This is a genomic window from Pseudomonas sp. CCI1.1 (assembly GCF_034348165.1).
Classification (GTDB): Bacteria; Pseudomonadota; Gammaproteobacteria; order Pseudomonadales; family Pseudomonadaceae; genus Aquipseudomonas; species Aquipseudomonas paracarnis.
This window is the reverse complement of record NZ_CP133780.1, coordinates 4,866,286-4,882,626: the sequence shown is the minus strand read 5'-3', so window position 1 is coordinate 4,882,626 and position 16,341 is coordinate 4,866,286. Positions and strand designations below refer to the sequence as shown.

General features: G+C 53.2%; 11 protein-coding genes. 1 reads left to right on the top strand and 10 read right to left on the bottom strand.

Annotated elements, in window-relative coordinates; translation table 11 throughout:
• Nucleotides 1-164: 164 nt before the first annotated feature.
• The gene (locus tag RHM69_RS22080; RefSeq protein WP_005783616.1) at nt 165-422 is read left to right on the top strand and encodes a hypothetical protein; all 258 of its coding nucleotides are present in this window, start codon (nt 165-167) and stop codon (nt 420-422) included.
• A 264-nt stretch (nt 423-686) separates the two neighbouring features.
• On the opposite strand, the gene RHM69_RS22075 is transcribed toward RHM69_RS22080, so the two are convergent.
• The 10 genes from RHM69_RS22075 to RHM69_RS22030 form a co-directional block, all read right to left on the bottom strand.
• Nucleotides 687-1,352 carry a hypothetical protein gene (locus tag RHM69_RS22075; protein ID WP_032901603.1) on the bottom strand — a complete coding sequence of 222 codons (666 nt, stop codon included), beginning with the start codon at nt 1,350-1,352 and terminating at the stop codon, nt 687-689.
• Between the two features lie 143 nt (nt 1,353-1,495).
• The gene (locus RHM69_RS22070) at nt 1,496-1,903 is read right to left on the bottom strand and encodes an Imm63 family immunity protein (RefSeq protein ID WP_020302870.1); all 408 of its coding nucleotides are present in this window, start codon (nt 1,901-1,903) and stop codon (nt 1,496-1,498) included.
• Nucleotides 1,904-2,573: 670 nt separating this feature from the next.
• The gene (locus tag RHM69_RS22065) at nt 2,574-2,951 is read right to left on the bottom strand and encodes a hypothetical protein (RefSeq protein ID WP_081088332.1); all 378 of its coding nucleotides are present in this window, start codon (nt 2,949-2,951) and stop codon (nt 2,574-2,576) included.
• A gap of 210 nt (nt 2,952-3,161) precedes the next feature.
• Entirely contained in the window at nt 3,162-3,605 is a 444-nt protein-coding gene (locus tag RHM69_RS22060; RefSeq protein ID WP_072435749.1) for a hypothetical protein, read from the bottom strand.
• 116 nt (nt 3,606-3,721) lie between these two features.
• Nucleotides 3,722-4,417 (bottom strand): hypothetical protein, encoded by a 696-nt coding sequence (locus RHM69_RS22055; RefSeq protein ID WP_019819568.1) that lies wholly within the window; start codon nt 4,415-4,417, stop codon nt 3,722-3,724.
• Between the two features lie 167 nt (nt 4,418-4,584).
• Entirely contained in the window at nt 4,585-5,181 is a 597-nt protein-coding gene (locus RHM69_RS22050) for a hypothetical protein (RefSeq protein ID WP_019819566.1), read from the bottom strand.
• Between the two features lie 297 nt (nt 5,182-5,478).
• Nucleotides 5,479-5,970, bottom strand: coding sequence for a pentapeptide repeat-containing protein (locus RHM69_RS22045; RefSeq protein WP_019819564.1), 492 nt, complete (start codon nt 5,968-5,970; stop codon nt 5,479-5,481).
• Between the two features lie 222 nt (nt 5,971-6,192).
• Nucleotides 6,193-6,570, bottom strand: coding sequence for a hypothetical protein (locus RHM69_RS22040; protein ID WP_014716395.1), 378 nt, complete (start codon nt 6,568-6,570; stop codon nt 6,193-6,195).
• Between the two features lie 97 nt (nt 6,571-6,667).
• Complete coding sequence (locus RHM69_RS22035; protein WP_014716394.1) at nt 6,668-7,291, bottom strand: hypothetical protein; 624 nt, start codon at nt 7,289-7,291, stop codon at nt 6,668-6,670.
• Entirely contained in the window at nt 7,291-16,332 is a 9,042-nt protein-coding gene (locus tag RHM69_RS22030) for a filamentous hemagglutinin N-terminal domain-containing protein (RefSeq protein ID WP_200601139.1), read from the bottom strand. The genes RHM69_RS22035 and RHM69_RS22030 overlap by 1 nt, the downstream gene beginning before the upstream one ends.
• Between the last annotated feature and the right edge of the window lie 9 nt (nt 16,333-16,341).

Here is a 16,341-nt window from a genome sequence, read left to right as displayed (position 1 = left end):
AAAGCTGTGCTCGTTATGGCGGCTGTGCGCGGGAGACCTTCGGGTCTGCCGGTTTACTCTGTTGCCGGTTCGCCAACCTGCGTACAGCTGCCACCCATTCGTTTGGCGACGATTGAGTGGTGGCTTCAACCACCAAAAACAGAGTGTTAAGTATGAATAGATACATGCCCCTAACCGGCCACGACTGCACCGTCCCAGCCCTGATCATCGACACCCAGGCACCTCTCGACGTCCTTCACGACGCCGCCGTGCACCGCATTCGGGCCGTCACCCAACTGCTGGAAAACCTGGCCTTCCGCGAACAACTCAGCAGCGATGCCGTAGTGCTTTCAGACTTCGCCCACTTGCTGGCCATTCCGCTGCGCGATGGGTGTGATTTGCTGGATGTCATCAGTCGCAGGCTTAATGCCGATCCGTCCTGAGTGAAAACCGGGCGGCCTTTGTGTCGCCCGCTTTGTGCTCAATTCCCTTGGCCCCTGTCTTTATAGTTAGACTCACGCTCTTTACGATTTTTCAACCAGGACTGTATCCAAACTCCTACCCCAGTAGGTATTGCGTAAATGAAAAAGGTGAAAAAGAGGACAGATTTATTTAGTGCGCCTTTAAACTCTAATTTAAGTAAATCTGCCCCCTTTTCGTTTGCAATCAAAACTGCAATACACCAACCAATTTGACTAGACAAAAAATCAAACCACTAAGCTCTTTATTCGATCACCCGCACTGAGTAGTTCGTCGGCAGAAAGCGGAGTATAACTAATTACAATCAAAACCCCCTCTTCAAACTCACACACTTCTTCTACATAACCATTCAACAAATCAACAAGTTCACGAGGCCCTTTTTCAAAGGCGCGAAAACACAACTCCTTATCGAAATAATTCGCTGCATTTATACGAAAAACGCCATCCCTACCGTTAACGTCTTTTTTTGTAGCATCACAAGCTTCCAACACTAAAGGCCAATCGCTCCTCGTAACACTCCAATCATGTAAAGCTGAGCGATAGGAGCCAAACGCCTTTATATAAACAGGAAAAACAACCTTCAACAAATACGAATAGTCGACTTTGGAGTCTGTAAATTCAATAAATAGCGTATCATCAAACTGCGCATCATCTTGGAGATACTTCTGATCTCGCAGAGCATATGAAATTCGACCTTTAACGCCGACTGGAAGTAGCTTATCCAATGACACCGAGGTCACCAACTCGCTTCCAATAGGGGGAACTTCAAAGGCATCGTTCAAACTCCACGGAACGCCCAAATCGCCTATAGCTCTCAAAAAATCTTTATGCCTCTCTTCGATAGACTCTGAAACACTAGGTCTATGCCGAAACTCAAGCTTATATTTAGTCATTACCGTGCCACCCTTACAGAAATATTTCGAACAAAAGGGGACAGATTTATTTAATATGCTTTTCAACTCTAATTTAAATAAATCTGTCTCCTTTTCTCACCTTTTCTCAAACCCTTAACCTTTCCTGATCATTCCCATCGACTTCAACTATCTGAAAATGGAGCGGCGAGCAGTACCGCCTCGATTTCATCAGACGCTTTTTTTCCCCATTCCTTATTAATCCTACTAAGTTCCGAGAGGTACTTTTCAAAAATCATTATTCTGGAGTCTTTTCCGGCAGCACGATGGGAGAGCTCGTAATCTACCGCCATATTGAAAGCTACACGACTGATTATCCAAAAGAGAAGTTCATCCAGCGAATGCGTGTGCTTTCTGAAAATCTCATAACCTCTTTCTGAGGAGACATATTCAAAACCCTCACTTTTAAACTCCACGTGAGGAGTACCATCTTCGGGGGAGCTCTCTCTAACCAACAGCATAGACTTAGGCGCTCCCAACTTAGCGCCTATCAAACTCACGGTTTTCTGCAGCTCACCGAAATTGGAAACCATACTAATTCGTTCGTCTCAACAAAAGGGGACTGATTTATTTAATGCACCTTTAAACTCTAATTTAAATAAATCCGCCCCCTTTTCTCTCTTTTCTTTACCCTTAAAACAGCAGTTAAAAGACATAACATCCTTTTACGTTAGAAGTTTCGTATCTCCATGACTTTATTAGCCGATCCGCAGCGACAAAAACCGAATATCGGCAATCTCTAATCCAAGTTATGTAATACCGCCTGCCTCCGTTTTCATCAACAACCTTATCAAAGGTCTTATTTTTATTTACAGGCGACCAATATGAGTCGCCACATCCTCGAGTGCAGTCTTTGTAAAGGTGGGAATCGAAATGAGTACCTACCCATAGATTCATTCCATTTTCCCAATTGGAATGGGAAGGTGCGCAGCCAGCCAAGGCCGACAATAATACTACTAAAAGCCATTTATTAATTTTCACGCTTTTTCTCCGACTCAATTGCTGGGCGCTACTTATCGTACAGTGCTCCATAATTTACAAGCAGAGCAGGCGGCACGAACAAAAGGGGACAGATTTATTTAATAGGTATTTTTCAACTCTAACTTAAATAAATTCTTCCCCTTTTTTTCAGTCTCCTTTTTTCATTTCCACATTATTGCTAACACACCCTCATCTCTAACCCAAAAAAATCTATCCTACCTTTTAAAATACAACACTTGGAAATACTTTACGAAACATATGCTGTATCGCTGGCAACCGGGCTAGTTCGTCCAACATTTCGGCAGCCGAAAGCGGCATATCGTAGGGTACCGTGCCACGGAGCAGTGCTATTCCATATAAGGCATATTCCTCGTTTTTAGAGTGACTCCAATTTGGAACATAGCCAATTACTTTGTAGATCTTGAAAATAGGCTCATCAAACTCAATCAAATCATATAAAAAATCTGGAGCTCCCTCCGCCCCTAAAAATCCTGCGCACCACGATTGTAACTCTGATCTATCAATAGCCTCGCAGAACAGACAGGTAATTACAAACCCTAAAAGCTCATCACTGTAACGCTCAGTTTTTTCTATAATCACTTTCCGCCCCCCATAGCTTCACCACCTATGTGTCCAATTTTGCTGTGAACAAAAGGGGACTGAACGAAAGGGGACAGATTTATTTAATATACCTTTCAACTCTAACTTAAATAAATCTGTCCCCTTTTCCTTGAGTGAAAATCGGGCGGCCTTTGTGTCGCCCGCTTTGTGCGTGAGCAATCCAACCAAAAAACCGGTCCACTTTTTTCGTCATTTCACGCAGCAAACTTGATCATCAGAAAGATAATAAAGTCCCTCCAGTTTTCCGCAAATGGAAGGAAGACCAAAAATCGGTTCTGAGGTATAAGAAATAGGCAACTCGGATCTAATCAAATCGGCGAACTCCGAACTTTCCCACGCGGGAGTTACTATACCGTTCCAAAAACTTACGGCCTCTCCCGTTCCAGACAATACAACAGGCCTCAAGTATTCAACTGCAAGATTGGAGTCCCAATACAAATAACCGCAATACACAGAGCCATTTTCACCAAAAAAATCAGCTCGAACGATAATCTGAAAGTCTGAGCACGTTTCCTGTTCGGCGAGGGGGCGTATAGTTAATTCGTCCTCCACGGTGTCGTCCATCGGAAAGAACCAAACGCTATAACTACCAAGATCATCAATCGTCAGCTCACATACTTGTTTATCCGTCATAACTCGCCGCGCCCTATGCAATTAAGCACAACAAAATAGGACAGGTTTATCTGATACACTTTCCCAGCTAAAATTTAAATAAATCTGTGCCATTTTCTCTCTATCCCTTATAGCGCCTATTGGTTTAAGTCAGCCATTAGTTTAGCTATCACTAACTCGAAAGCATTCTGCAAAGCGCTACGGAGAGCTTCAGGGTTTGTTGCGTACTCCTGAGGTGTATACGCCTGGACATTTCCCTCACTGAACGCTGTTACAGTTTCGAAATTCCTCCAAACTACTGCGTCGCCGAGCTTCATGGTCGCTACAATGCCCACTGTGGGATAAAGCTCTGCACTGTAGTTTTTCAAGGCAAAGCCCCATTCGGACACGACAAATTCTATATGCGCATCGGCCCGGCCGCCCTCCGGTTCAACTTTGAATAAATGCTCAGCACTGATCCGTGCCTCCAACAGTTGTTTGAACAACTGCCTTGGATCTATTTCGTTACGCTGCAAGTTCAACAAAATTGCCTGCCGTGGACTTGAAGCTCCACCATCAGCCACTTTCGCGCCCGCTGCCACACCCACGCCAGCCATAGCACTGGTAGCGACTTTGGACGAATCCGATGCCATTCCCACAGCCACCCCGGCACCGGCACCTAAGCCGGCCCCCCAGGCTTGATCCATGCTGGTGTACTTGAACTGCTGCTCCGAAAACGAGGCAGGCAAAATAGTGACAGTCGTGATTTTATGGCGGTTTTCAATGCTCAGGTCTTGTGTTACGCAGCCAACCAGCAGAAATAAAGTGCAAAAAACTACGAAAATTTTTTTCATACATAACACTCTTGAAAGTTAGGCGAACTTGAAAACTAAACCCAAAAGGCTTACCCCCCTAAATAAACGCAACTTCGCCCATCAAATCTTGACGCCCACCTTAGTTATAGCACGACGAAAGGCCATTTTTGTGTCAGATTCACGAATAAATCGCCTCAACACCACGACTAAACATAGCGAAACTTCCAGAGATCACCGCTCTTCATCCAATATCTCTCAGCATCTGGTATTAAAAAACTAAAATCTGAACACTTGGATGTCCAATCAGAATATGAGAGTTCCTCGTGGAATCGGTCTTGATCCATATGCATATATATTCTTCTATCAAAATTAATATAGAATACGGGCAACCTAGACGCTACACGGCCAACAAGACCGAATATATCCGCACTCAAACTCGCGCCTGACAAAAAGTAGCCCTCAACCTCTTTCAACAACCGGGGTAAACTACAGTCGTCATCCAGCTCAAAAATTTTTGAAAGGTCTTCACCCGTCAACACACCTTCACTAACACTATTTAGATACTGCGAAAAATTATCGGCTGTTAGCTTTAAAATTCCACCACGGAACACCCTACACGCTTCTTCATACTGCGCCTGGGTTATATGCCCTTTATCCAAATATGCGCGATAGTCTTTTTCCGCATCCAATGAAAAGTTATACTTATAATCCAAAACCCAATAACACTTAGCACCACTTACAAAAAAACAGATACTTTTCTCACCAGACCATAAACCATCAAGCACTTCTTTATTTAAATTCAATTCCCGAACTCCTTTAAAAATTCTTCATGAGCGTAAATGCGGGCGTTGCTTGAGTGCTTTTCAAGCAACGATTCCCACACCTTAGGAAGTTCCAGGGCTGTCCCAGGCTTGGTCGGATCTACAATTTTAGGCGCTGACGGGTCTCGGTTGACTCCTGGAATCGGACGTTGAGGAACTGCGTTAGCCATAATTTCACTATGGAGTTTAGCATCGACATCAAATACAACCACGATAGAAAAAGGGGACAGATTTATTTAATATGCTTTTCAACTCTAACATAAATAACGCCCCCCTTTTCTACTCTCGTTTAAGCACTTTAATCGCACCATAACTTTCTGGTCGAAACCCACTTGGCCAGACAGTAGCGTCATTATACGTAGCGCCCAAAAAAAACGCCTCTTCGATTCTATTTGCACAAAGATCAGCGCCACATAAATTTGATCTAATAAAGCTAGCACCACCAATATCAGCACCATCAAAACTTGCACATGAAAGATTTGCACCGGCAAAATCAGCAAATGCTGCCATTGCGCCTGCGAAAGAAGTATTACTCATAACTGAATTCATAAAATTTGAATTCATCAGAGCTGCTCGATCAAATATAGCTCGATCTATAAACGCGTTAACAAATGAGGCACTTCTCAGATTCGAACCAGAAAAGTCGGCACTTCCAATATTAAGCTCATCAAATATAGCGCGATGCAACTGCAACCCTTTCAAACTTGCACCAACAAAACCATTTAAAGGTAGAGTTAATATCTCGCCCGTCTCAAAATTAATATTAATCATTTATCCCCCCAATCCACCGGATCCACCTTCACCTCAGACATTGGCTTAGTTAAGCCAGCTTTATTCGGCGGTAATGTTCCAACAAAATGGGGACAGATTTATTTAATAGGCTTTTCAACTTTAATTTAAATAAATTTGTCCCATTTTTTAGTCCCCTTTTTTCATTTCCACATTATTGCTAACACACCCTCATCTCTACCCCAAAAAAATCTATCCTACCTTTTAAAATACAACACTTGGAAATACTTTACGAAACATATGCTGTATCGCTGGCAACCGGGCTAGCTCGTCCAACATTTCGGTAGCCGAAAGCGGCATATCGTAGGGTACCGTGCCACGGAGCAGTGCTATTCCATATAAAGCATATTCCTCGTTTTTAGAGCGACTCCAATTTGGAACATAGCCAATTACTTTGTAGATCTTGAAAATAGGCTCATCAAATTCAATCAAATCATATAAAAAATCTGGAGCTCCCTCCTCCCCTAAAAATCCTGCGCACCACGATTGTAACTCCAATCTATCAATAGCCTCGCAGAACAGACAGGTGATTACAAACCCTAAAAGTTCATCACTGTAACGATCAGTTCTTTCTGTAATCACTTTCCGCCCTCGAATCTCCCCTTTTTTAGGGGGGATAGATATTATCTAATAGGTCTTGTACTGCCATAACAGATCTAAATACATTTCCCCCACTCTTTTATTTTCGACAAACAAAGAACTTATCTTCACTGAGATACCCAATACCGCCTAAGCGCCAAAATTCGAAATATGAACGAAAGTCAAAATCCAGATTTATTAAAGGCTGCCCCATATACCAAGCCAAATAATAATCAGCGGCAACTCCGTAAAGGGCCTCAAACAGTGCGTACTCTTGCTCTGTTTTTAGCAACCTGCAATCCCTGACCTGATCCCCCACCAGTTCAAGTATCCAGTTGCTGGGAACGTCTAATTTATCATAATCGTTAAATTGATCTTTACTTCCATACAACAGTTTTGCACGTTGGCATATCCCGTATAACTCGTCGTCTCCAAGAGACTTACAGAAACTTGCCTGAGCTTGCAACCAGAGTTTTGCCTTTTGCATCAATTCAAAGTCGCTAGATTCAATCGTCGGGCATAGATATAACTTATCTTCAAGCGTACCAGCTTGGATCACCTCATTCACGCGCGATACCAAACTGTCAGCTTGAGGAAAATAGCTTAACGCTTCAGTAATTTCAGTTAGAGAAGAATGTACTTTGAACAGAGCTAAAAAATGCGACTTATCAAAATAAGTTCTTCCCTCACAAAAAGCGCACCAGTCATTTAAAAGGGTAGGCATTAATTTCTTCCTCTTGGTAACTCCGGCAAAAGAGAAGGATCGATTTTCCATCGATCGCGCAATGCCGTTACGCCCTTATTAAATTCGTTTAGGGACTTACTGTTATCAATAACAGCTTTTAGCTCATTATGGAAAGCACCTGAAGCATTCCCACCGTGACCGCCTGGTACCCCATCAATAGGGTTGACCCATGTCAATTCGGATGTTTTTGTTCTGAAACGCTGAATTTCACTCATCGGCACCCCCCATTGTTTGAATTCAGGAGCGCGACAAACCATACACCACTCATGCAAACCTCCTGGCTGACGAATTCTCGCCTCAATTGCCTCTCGGGTAGCCCTGTTTTCCCAAAGCACGTCTAGCTCTGCTGGCGACAGGTCGTCAAACCAACGTGTGAAAGCGCCGTTACGAACGCTAGGCACTTTGCCGTCAGGCACAAGCTCTTGAAACGTCCGGTCAGTGTGGCTTTCGCTTACAGGCGATCCGGCAGAAGGCACCTCATGAATCGAACAGCTTCCCGCATTACAGGTATAACAAGGCCCAATGTTATGTACCCAGGTACTTAGCTTGCCAACATAGAACGTATGTCCAATATCCACCGTCAGGTTGTACGTTTTACCCTGCGACTGCAGCAGCTTTATTGATACAACGGAGATCGAAGCCTCTTGAGTCGCCCCATCCCCCAACGACTGCAGTTGATCACCCGGCTTGAGCTCTATAAGTGGCACAAAGCCTTTGCGCTTAGGCACGTAGAACGGATGACCCGGCGTCACTTGCAGAGTCTCAGTGATACCTTGACCGGCACTGCCGTTCTTCACAAGCGTCAGCTGATAGATCGGTTGATCCGTGCGAATGTGGGTTGCTGAGACCTTCGACGCGAACGGCTCACCGCCTTCTTCAGGTTTAGTCCAGACGACGTCGCCCACCCTGAGCGCGTCAATGGCTCGTTCACCATCAGGGGTGGCGACCATAGTCCCGGCTGCAAAACAGCATGGGCTATAGCCTGCTAATTTGGCCTGTGCTTGGTTGGCAAACTGTTCAGTCCCCTTACCCGCCGCCGCATCCAAGCCTTTACCAGCGGCTGACTCAATGCCCTTTCCGGCAACAGTTTCTGCAGCCTTGCCAGCGATAGCCTCCGTACCTTTAACCGCTAATGCGTCGCGCGCGGCCAACTCTTTGATTGCGCTTAACAATGCTCCCTTGCCTACTCCACCTATGGGCATAAGCTCAGCAAGCAGCTTGAGATCAATATCTGAATTAATGCCACCACTTGCCAAAACACGTAGCCGGTCTATTTGCTCTGCTTGGGAGGCGGCGTCAGAACTGAGCGCGGCGATCTCAGGGAGTTTCGTGATAGCCGTACGCTCTCCGTATTGCTCGGACCACGCATCAGGCACAACACCCATGCCACCAGGTTCGTTGTTGTAGGTTGTGTTACTTGAAGGATTGAACAGCAGCGAATCCTTGTACTGCTTTTCTGTGGACTTGAACGCAACGACCTGATCCCCGTTGGCAACAATGGGGCTGCCATCTCCCCAGGTCAGCAGGACTTTCTCGTTTTGCAGCTTGGTGATAACTCCCCGCGCAACAGTCAGGTCGTCACCTAATGCTTGCCCTTCAGGGTTAGAAGGACCGTAACCGGCCAGAATCCCTTGAAGCTCATTGTTGGTTTTCTGATCGACCTCGCCTCCGGCAACAAACGTTAGGAGCGCATCCCACTCAAAACCAGATCGGCTTTGACCTTTGGTGGCATCTAAACTCTTGGCCTCTTGGGCCAGTCGTTTCTCTTCTTGAACGTGCAACTTGCGGTTGTATGACTGTGCATTCCCAGCGATTTCCGAGCCCATGGCGACATCGCCATCAACACTCGCGGCAGCGAGCAATCCCACCAGTTTCGAAGCCGCATTGACCAGACGATCGTGTTCCGCTGGATCATTGCCACTGAGCAAAGGCGACTTATCCAACGCCACAATAAGGGCTTCGTTAGCACCCGCAGCCATCGCTCCCGTTTTAAAGTCGCCGCCCATTGCTTCTGAAAGCAAACCACCTACAACAGCATGCAGTGCAGTTTTGCTCAGGTCGCTGTCTTGAAGTTTGAAGGCATTACCAAAATCACCAACGCCGGTGAACGCGGTCGCCTGCATTACATCGAAAAGGCTGCCCTTCATTGCATCCTTGAAGCTGCCTTGTCCAAGAGCTTCAGAGAGCGTTCCGCGCACGGCACCGCCAGCCAATTGGATCGTTCCAAAACGGCCAATCGCTGCGGGGTCATTCCAATGGGGTACGACGCTTGGTCCACTTACCTTGTTAGTTACAGGGTCGCTCTGCGCGCCAAACCAATTGCCACTGGCGTAATTCACAAAGCCCGCAGAAGCGCCCGCGATCAGTGACTGCTTCAAGCTGTCGCTGCTGAAGGTTTCCTTGAATGCGGCCCCCAAGTTGCCTTTATTGTTTATGGTGCTGACGACGCCGGTACTGGCAAGCGAGGTCAACGAGGCAGTCGCGATGACGTTGCCCAACCCTGCTGCAGTTCCTGCGACTGCTGCGGTGGTCGACGTCGCAGCGGTAGCGGCTGTCGCGGCAGCCATAGTGGAGCCGGCCCCTACAGCGCTACCTGCCGAAGCAGCTAGCGCACTGGCCGCTCCCGCCGTCAACACGGTGACAACGATGATAATTGCCAGCATTGCGCCTTGGCCGAGGCTGGAGTGGCTGTATTTAAAGGAGTCGTGCAACTCCTTCACATGCCGCCAATCCACATCCCCACGCTTCTCGGCTTCTTTCAACCAAGCCAACTGTGGGTCTGCTTTGACCATCACATCAATCGTCTGGCTAACCGTGTTCTGATCAATCTGTTTAATGTCGATCTTCAGCCCGTTAACCGCCTTGATCGCCAACTCACCCTGTGCCTTCAACTCACTTTGGCGCAACGTCTCGTCGGTATTCCCCTTGCCCTTCGCGCTGGTCCACGCCAGGTCACTCTTGCTCTTCTCGTGGCTCTCCTGGTGCAGGTCTTTGACCGCCTCGAAGGTCACCGCGCCGCCACTGGTGATGGCCAGGTCCTTACCGCTCTCAAGCTTGGCCCGCTGATACAGCTGATCACCGCCACTGACCAGCGACAGATCACCACCAGTCTTGATCTCAGTCCCCACATTTGTAACGTGGGTCACCTCATCACGCTTGGTCTTCTTCGCGCCCCAGCCCCCCTTCTCCTTCATGTCGTAAAGGCTGTAGGTGCTGTTCTGCGCAGCCAACAAACTCAACTTATCCCCGCTATACAGATAAGCCTCATTCCCCGCACTGATCCTGCTCGCCACGATCGTGGTGTCACGCCCCGCCTGGCTGACAAAATCCCCACCCGCCGTCAGCACGCTCGCCACTTGAGTGGTCTGGTCGTCCGAGGTCTTGATGCGTTTTTTGCCGTCCTTTTCCTTGCCCTCAACGTTGTGCATGTCGCTGACCGAGGCGACGTTGAGGTCGCGGCCGGCAGCGATGGTGAGGTCTTTGCCGGCGGTGGCATTGCTGCCAATGATGTTGACGTCTTGCCCGGCCTGCATGTTGAGGTTGCCGCCCGCCGTGACGCTGGCGGCGAGGTTTTTGACGTCGGTGGTGATGCTGGATTTCTCGCCGCCGTTGCGGGTCTCGTGTTTGACGCTGGTGTCGCTGGCGGCGATGAGGTTGAGGTCGCGGCCGGCGGTTAAGTTAGCGTCGTTGCCCGCTACCAGTGCGCCTCGGTTGGTGAGGTCGCGGCCGGCGTCGATGGCGAGGTTTTCGCGGGCGACGATGGTGCCGGCGCTGGTGTCGGTGAGGGTGCGCATGCCGGCGCCGTCACGTACCTGGATGGCGGTGGTTTCGTTGGTGATGTCGCCTTTGAGGGCCGTGAGGCTGACTTGTTTGCCGCGGATTTCGCCGGCCATGGCGTTGCGGATGCTGTCCTGGGCGAGCAGGTTGAGGTTGTTGCCGGCTTCGACCAGGCCGCCGGTGTAGATGCTGCCGCTGCTGATGGCGGAGAGGTTGTTGCTGGCGCGCAAGGTGCCGACGTTGATCAGGTCGCCGCCGGTGACCAGGTTGAGGTCGCGGCCCTGGATGAGGCTGTTGCCGCGCACGTTGCGCGAGTCGGCCTGGGCCAGGTACAGCACCGGTACGAGGACGGTCTGGCCGTCGATGACGCGGTTTTCCATCCACACGATGTCGTGGGTCAGTGCGCCGACTTGCTGGTCGGTGAGGGCCACGCCCAGGCTCAGGCGCAGGGCGTCTTTGCTGGCGAGGCCGTTGTCCATCAGGTAGCGGAACTGGTCGGCGTCGCTGTACAGGCCGCCGGCGAGGAAGCGTTGGCCGGTTTGCGCGAGGACGGCGTCGCGGATCAGGCGGGTTTCGTACTGGCCGTCACCGAGGCGGCGCCAGGCGTTGTCGGCGGTGAAGCCGAGTTTGCCGAGCATGTAGTCGGAGCTGAAGAAGCCCGACACCGAGGTGAACTCGGGGTTGGTCTCGATCAGGTAGTGGCTGGTAGGGTCGGCGTTTTTGACGAACAGGCCGTACTCGCCCTTGGGCAGTTGGAAGGTGGGCGAGGTGGTGGGGTCGACCGGGGCGAAGGCGGTGCCGGTGTAGTCCACCGGTACGAAGCCGCCACCGGGGGCCACGCCCACGACGGGCAATACGCTGCCCGGCGCCTGGGCGCTCGGGTCGTTGACGTGTTTGCTCAGGTTGATATTGATGCCGCCGACGGGGATGCCGGTCTGGTCGTCGCCGAGGGTGCCGGTCAACTGCGCCAGGGTGTTGTTGTGCAGCGTACCGTTTTGCAGGGTGCGGGCGACGTTGAGGTTGACCGTGCCGCCCGCTTGCAGGGTGGCGTCGTAGCCGGGGCCGCTGTTGTTGGTCCAGGTGGTGACGTCACTTGCGTAGGCGAACGGCAGGCTATTGGGTGAGCGGCTTTTGAGTTCTTCGAAGCGCGCCTTGTCGAAATTCCCAGCCGCCGTGGCCGCATTGAACGCGGGCACGTCGACGTATTGCATGCGTTCAAACAAATCGTCGGAGACGTGACCTGGCGTGCCGATGACAAGCTTGCGCTGGCCCGTGCGCGTGGCGGCGCCCTGGTTGAGCAGGTCACCGGCGGTGATGCTCAGGTCGCCATTGGCGGCCATCAGGCTGTAGCGGTTCTGCACCGTGTCGCCTTGCAGCAGCATGTTTTTGCCCGCCACCAGGCGCGCCGCTACCGAGTCCTTGGTCGCCGCCTCAAGGTACGTCTCGTAGATGGTGATCTCGCCACGTTCCCAGTTGTCGCTCTCGCCGCAGTGCTGGCCACAGATCCAACTCAAACTGCCGGTGGTCAGCGTTTGCCCGAGTTCGAATTCATCTTTGGCGTTTTCGATAAAGCCCGCATTGATGCCGATCGAGCCTTCGCTTTCAACGGTACCGGAGCGGTTGCTGAACAGCACGGCACGCCCGCCATCGCGAGCGGCGAAGCTCAGGTTGCCTTTGCTGTAGACATCGCCATAGCTGTTGCTGAAGCCATTGCTGCGCAAGGTCATGTCGCCGCCGCTGAACAGCAGCGTGTTGGCGGCATTGGTGATGCTGTTGACTGCGGTGAGGTTCACTGCACCCTGGGCACCGAGGGTGCCACGGTTGTTGATTTGCGCGGCGGCGATGTCCAGTTGCTGGCGGGCGGTGAGGAAACCGAGGTTGTCCAGGGTGCCGCCCAGGGTCAGGCGCGCATTGGTGGCTGCCAGGCGGCCGCCGTTCTGGCTGAGGTTGTTGGCGGCGACGGTGAGTGTTTGCAGGGCCGAGACGCGGCCGCTATTGCTCATATCGCCGGTGGTGATGCTGATGTCGCCGTCGCTGAGCAGTTCGCCGCCGTTGTCCAGGCTGGCCACGTTGAGGATCAAGCCCTTGGCGCTGGCCATGCGGTCGCCGGCCTTGAGGGCCAGCCCTTGGTCGCTCTTGTAGGTGAGCACGTCGTTGAGTTGCACGCGGCCCAGGCCGTCGACTTTACCGAATGCCCAGTCGGCGCTGCCCATGCCCTGGATATTGCCTTGGCTGCCTGCGAGGCTGGCGGTGTTGAGGTGGAACAGGCCGGTGCCGGCGTGTTGCAGCATGCCGTTCTGGTTGTTGAGGCTGGCGGCGTCAAGGCTGAAGGCCTGGCTGCCGAATTCGAGGGTGCCGTTCTGGTTGTTCAACGCACCGCTGAGGTTGAGTTTGCTGCTGGCGCCGCCCAGGGCCCGCAGTTGCCCGCTGGCGCTGTTGTCCAGGTTGCCGCCGGTGAGGGTCAGGCCCTGGTTGGCTTCGATCAGGCCGCCCTGGTTGCTGAGGGTGTCGCGTGAGGTCAGGTTGATCTGATTGCCGCTGACCTGGCCGCCCGCGCTGTTGTCGAGGGTGGCGCCGCTGACGGTCACTTGTTCTTTGCCGAACAGTTTGCCGCCACGGTTGGCCAGGGCTTCTACGGTCAGTTGCAGGTTGCCGACCAGGCTTGCCATCAGGCCGCCGCTGGCGTTGTCGACGCTGTTGGCGGTGACGGTCAGGCTGTCGCCCTGCACGGTACCGCCCTGGTTATCCAGGCGGGTGGTGTTCAGTTCGGTGAGCGCGCCGCCGCTGAGGATCAGGCCCTTGCGGTTGCTCACATCCTGGCCGCTGTAGCTCAGGCCTTCGGCGCCGGCCAACAGTTGGCCGTTGTCGTTGTTCAGGTGCTGAGCGGCGATGTCCAGGCGCTTGCCGCGCAGGGTGCCGCCGTCGTTATTGAGGGTGGTGAGTTGCTTGACCAGCACGCTGCGCTCGCCCGCGTCGATCTGGCCGCCGACGTTGGTGAGCAGGTCGCTGACCTTGAGCACCACGTCGCCGCCATCGCTGATCAGCGCGCCTTTTTTGCTGTTGGTGAAGGTCTGCGCGGTGACGTCGACGGTCTGGCCCAGCAGGATGCCGGCGCTGTTGTCCAAGCGCTCGCCTTGCAGTTGCAGCAGGCCCTCGCTCTGGATGCGGCCCTGGGCGTTGAGCAACTGGCCCGGGCCTTTGAGCAGCAGGCTTACGCCCTGGGCGCCACCGGCCAGCAGGCCGGCGTTGCGGTTGTCGAGGCCCGAGGCACGCACGTCGAGGTGGTCGCCCAACACGCGCCCGGCGCGGTTGTCGATGTCGCCGCCGGCCACGTCGAGCAGCAGTTGCTTGCCGACGATCGTGCCGCCCTGGTTATCCAGGTTGGCGGCGTGCAGTTCGATATCGCCCTGCCCGGCCTGCAAGCGGCCCTGGGCGTTGTTGAGCTGTTGTGCGGCGGTGAGGGTGAGCTTGCCGGTGTCGGCGCTCAGTACGCCGCCTGCGTTGCTGCTGAGGGTGCCGGCCGTAACGTTCAGATCGGTGCTGGCCTGGGCGAAACCCTGATTGTTGTTGAAGGTGTTGGAAACGGCGAGGTTGAGCGCGCCGCCGTCGGCCTGGATCAGGCCCTTGAGGCTGTTGTCGAGGTTGCTGGCAGTGACGGTCGCGGTCCTGGCCACCAGTACGCCGTTCTGGTTGTTCAGGCTGCCGGCGTTGACGGTCAGGTCGTTGGCGATGACTTGCCCGCCGCTGTTGTTCAGGTCGGCACTGGTGAGCACCAGGCTGCCGCCGGCCATTTCGATACGGCCCTGGCGGTTGTCCAGGGACGCGCTGTTGAGCGTGGCGGCCTGGCCTTCGCCGAAGCGGATCAGGCCGCCAAGGTTGACGATGGCCGGTGAGCTGATCGCCAGGCTCTGCTCACCGAACAGGCGCGCAGTGGCGCCCTGGTTGGTGAGCTTGGCGCTGCTGACCTCGACGCTCTTGGCCTGGATGATCGCGCCCTGGTTGGTCAGCGCTTGTGCGGCGGTGATCGCCAGGGCGCGGCTGGCCAACAGGTTGCCGCTGGTGGTGACGGTTTGCGCGTTCACCACCAGATCGCCGATGGTGTTGCGGCTGTTATCAGCGGCGACGCCGGCTTCGATGATGCCGGGGTTGTTCACGCTGGCCGCGTTGATCTCGATGCGCTGGCCGGCGGCGATGCTCTTGCGGTTGACCAGCGCCTGGGCGCTGGTGACCTGCACGTTGCCGTTGGCGTAGACCTTGTCGGTGAGGTCGACGTTTTGCGCGGTGACTTTGACGTTACCGGTGGCCGCCGCCTGCGCCATGCTCAGGCGCCCGTTGGCGTCGAGCTGAATATCGCCACCACTGGCGGCCAGGGTGCCGTCGAGCTTCACGCCCACGCCGGCTTCGGTGCCCACCAGTTTGATTGCGCCGGCATACATGCCGCCCAAGGCCGAGGAGTCGATTGCCAACTCGGGCTTGGTGCTGCCGTCATCGGCACGGGCGGTGGTTTTCAGGCTTTGCGCATCGACGTCGTTGCGCCCGGCGATCACGTTGAGTTCGCGGGCGTTGATTTGTGCGTTGATCTTGGCCGAGCGGGTGATGATGTCGAAACGTTCGACGTTGCTGGCGTTCAAGCCTTCGCCGTCGATGGTCACGGCGCCGCCATCCACTTCATAGCGCTGCAATTGGCCGCTGGCGTCGAGCACCGGTTTGCCGGTGGTGAGGGTGACGTTGGGGGTGTTGATAAAGCCGCAACCGCTGCACGTCACGCCGTACGGGTTGGCGACAATGACCTTGGCCGACTGCCCCGCCACTTCGGTGTAGCCGCGCAACTGGCTGGGGCTGCCGCCGTTGACTTCGTTGAGGATGACGTTCGCCGCGCCGCCCTTGAGATTGGGGTTACCGACAATGATCCCGCCCAGTTGGGTGTTGACCATGGCGCTGTTGCCGTTGTTGAGGATCACGCCGTTGGGGCCGACGTTGTAGTCCTTGAACTGGTTATGGGACAGGCCCGCGCCATTGGGGGTGGCGATGTTGACCACCGGCACGCCATTGCCCGCCGCGCCCACGGTGGTGCCCGGCGCACTGACCACGATGCCCTCAGCCTGGGCCAGCAGCGGCTGCCAGAACAATGCGTTGGCGAGGATCAAGGCCAGCCCGCGCTTGGGCAGGCCGAAGAACGCGTCCCGGCGCTTCAGGGCGGCAGAAGGTTGGCGGGCCAGGAAGGCGAATTGGCGAACATCCATTGTCAGGCT

Bases quoted from the DNA above. Each gene is read 5' to 3' on its own strand.
- RHM69_RS22080 (WP_005783616.1), top strand. From the start codon at position 165: ATGCCCCTAACCGGCCACGACTGCACCGTCCCAGCCCTGATCATCGAC.
- RHM69_RS22075 (WP_032901603.1), bottom strand. From the start codon at position 1,352: ATGACTAAATATAAGCTTGAGTTTCGGCATAGACCTAGTGTTTCAGAG.
- RHM69_RS22070 (WP_020302870.1), bottom strand. From the start codon at position 1,903: ATGGTTTCCAATTTCGGTGAGCTGCAGAAAACCGTGAGTTTGATAGGC.
- RHM69_RS22060 (WP_072435749.1), bottom strand. From the start codon at position 3,605: ATGACGGATAAACAAGTATGTGAGCTGACGATTGATGATCTTGGTAGT.
- RHM69_RS22055 (WP_019819568.1), bottom strand. From the start codon at position 4,417: ATGAAAAAAATTTTCGTAGTTTTTTGCACTTTATTTCTGCTGGTTGGC.
- RHM69_RS22045 (WP_019819564.1), bottom strand. From the start codon at position 5,970: ATGATTAATATTAATTTTGAGACGGGCGAGATATTAACTCTACCTTTA.
- RHM69_RS22035 (WP_014716394.1), bottom strand. From the start codon at position 7,291: ATGCCTACCCTTTTAAATGACTGGTGCGCTTTTTGTGAGGGAAGAACT.
- RHM69_RS22030 (WP_200601139.1), bottom strand. From the start codon at position 16,332: ATGGATGTTCGCCAATTCGCCTTCCTGGCCCGCCAACCTTCTGCCGCC.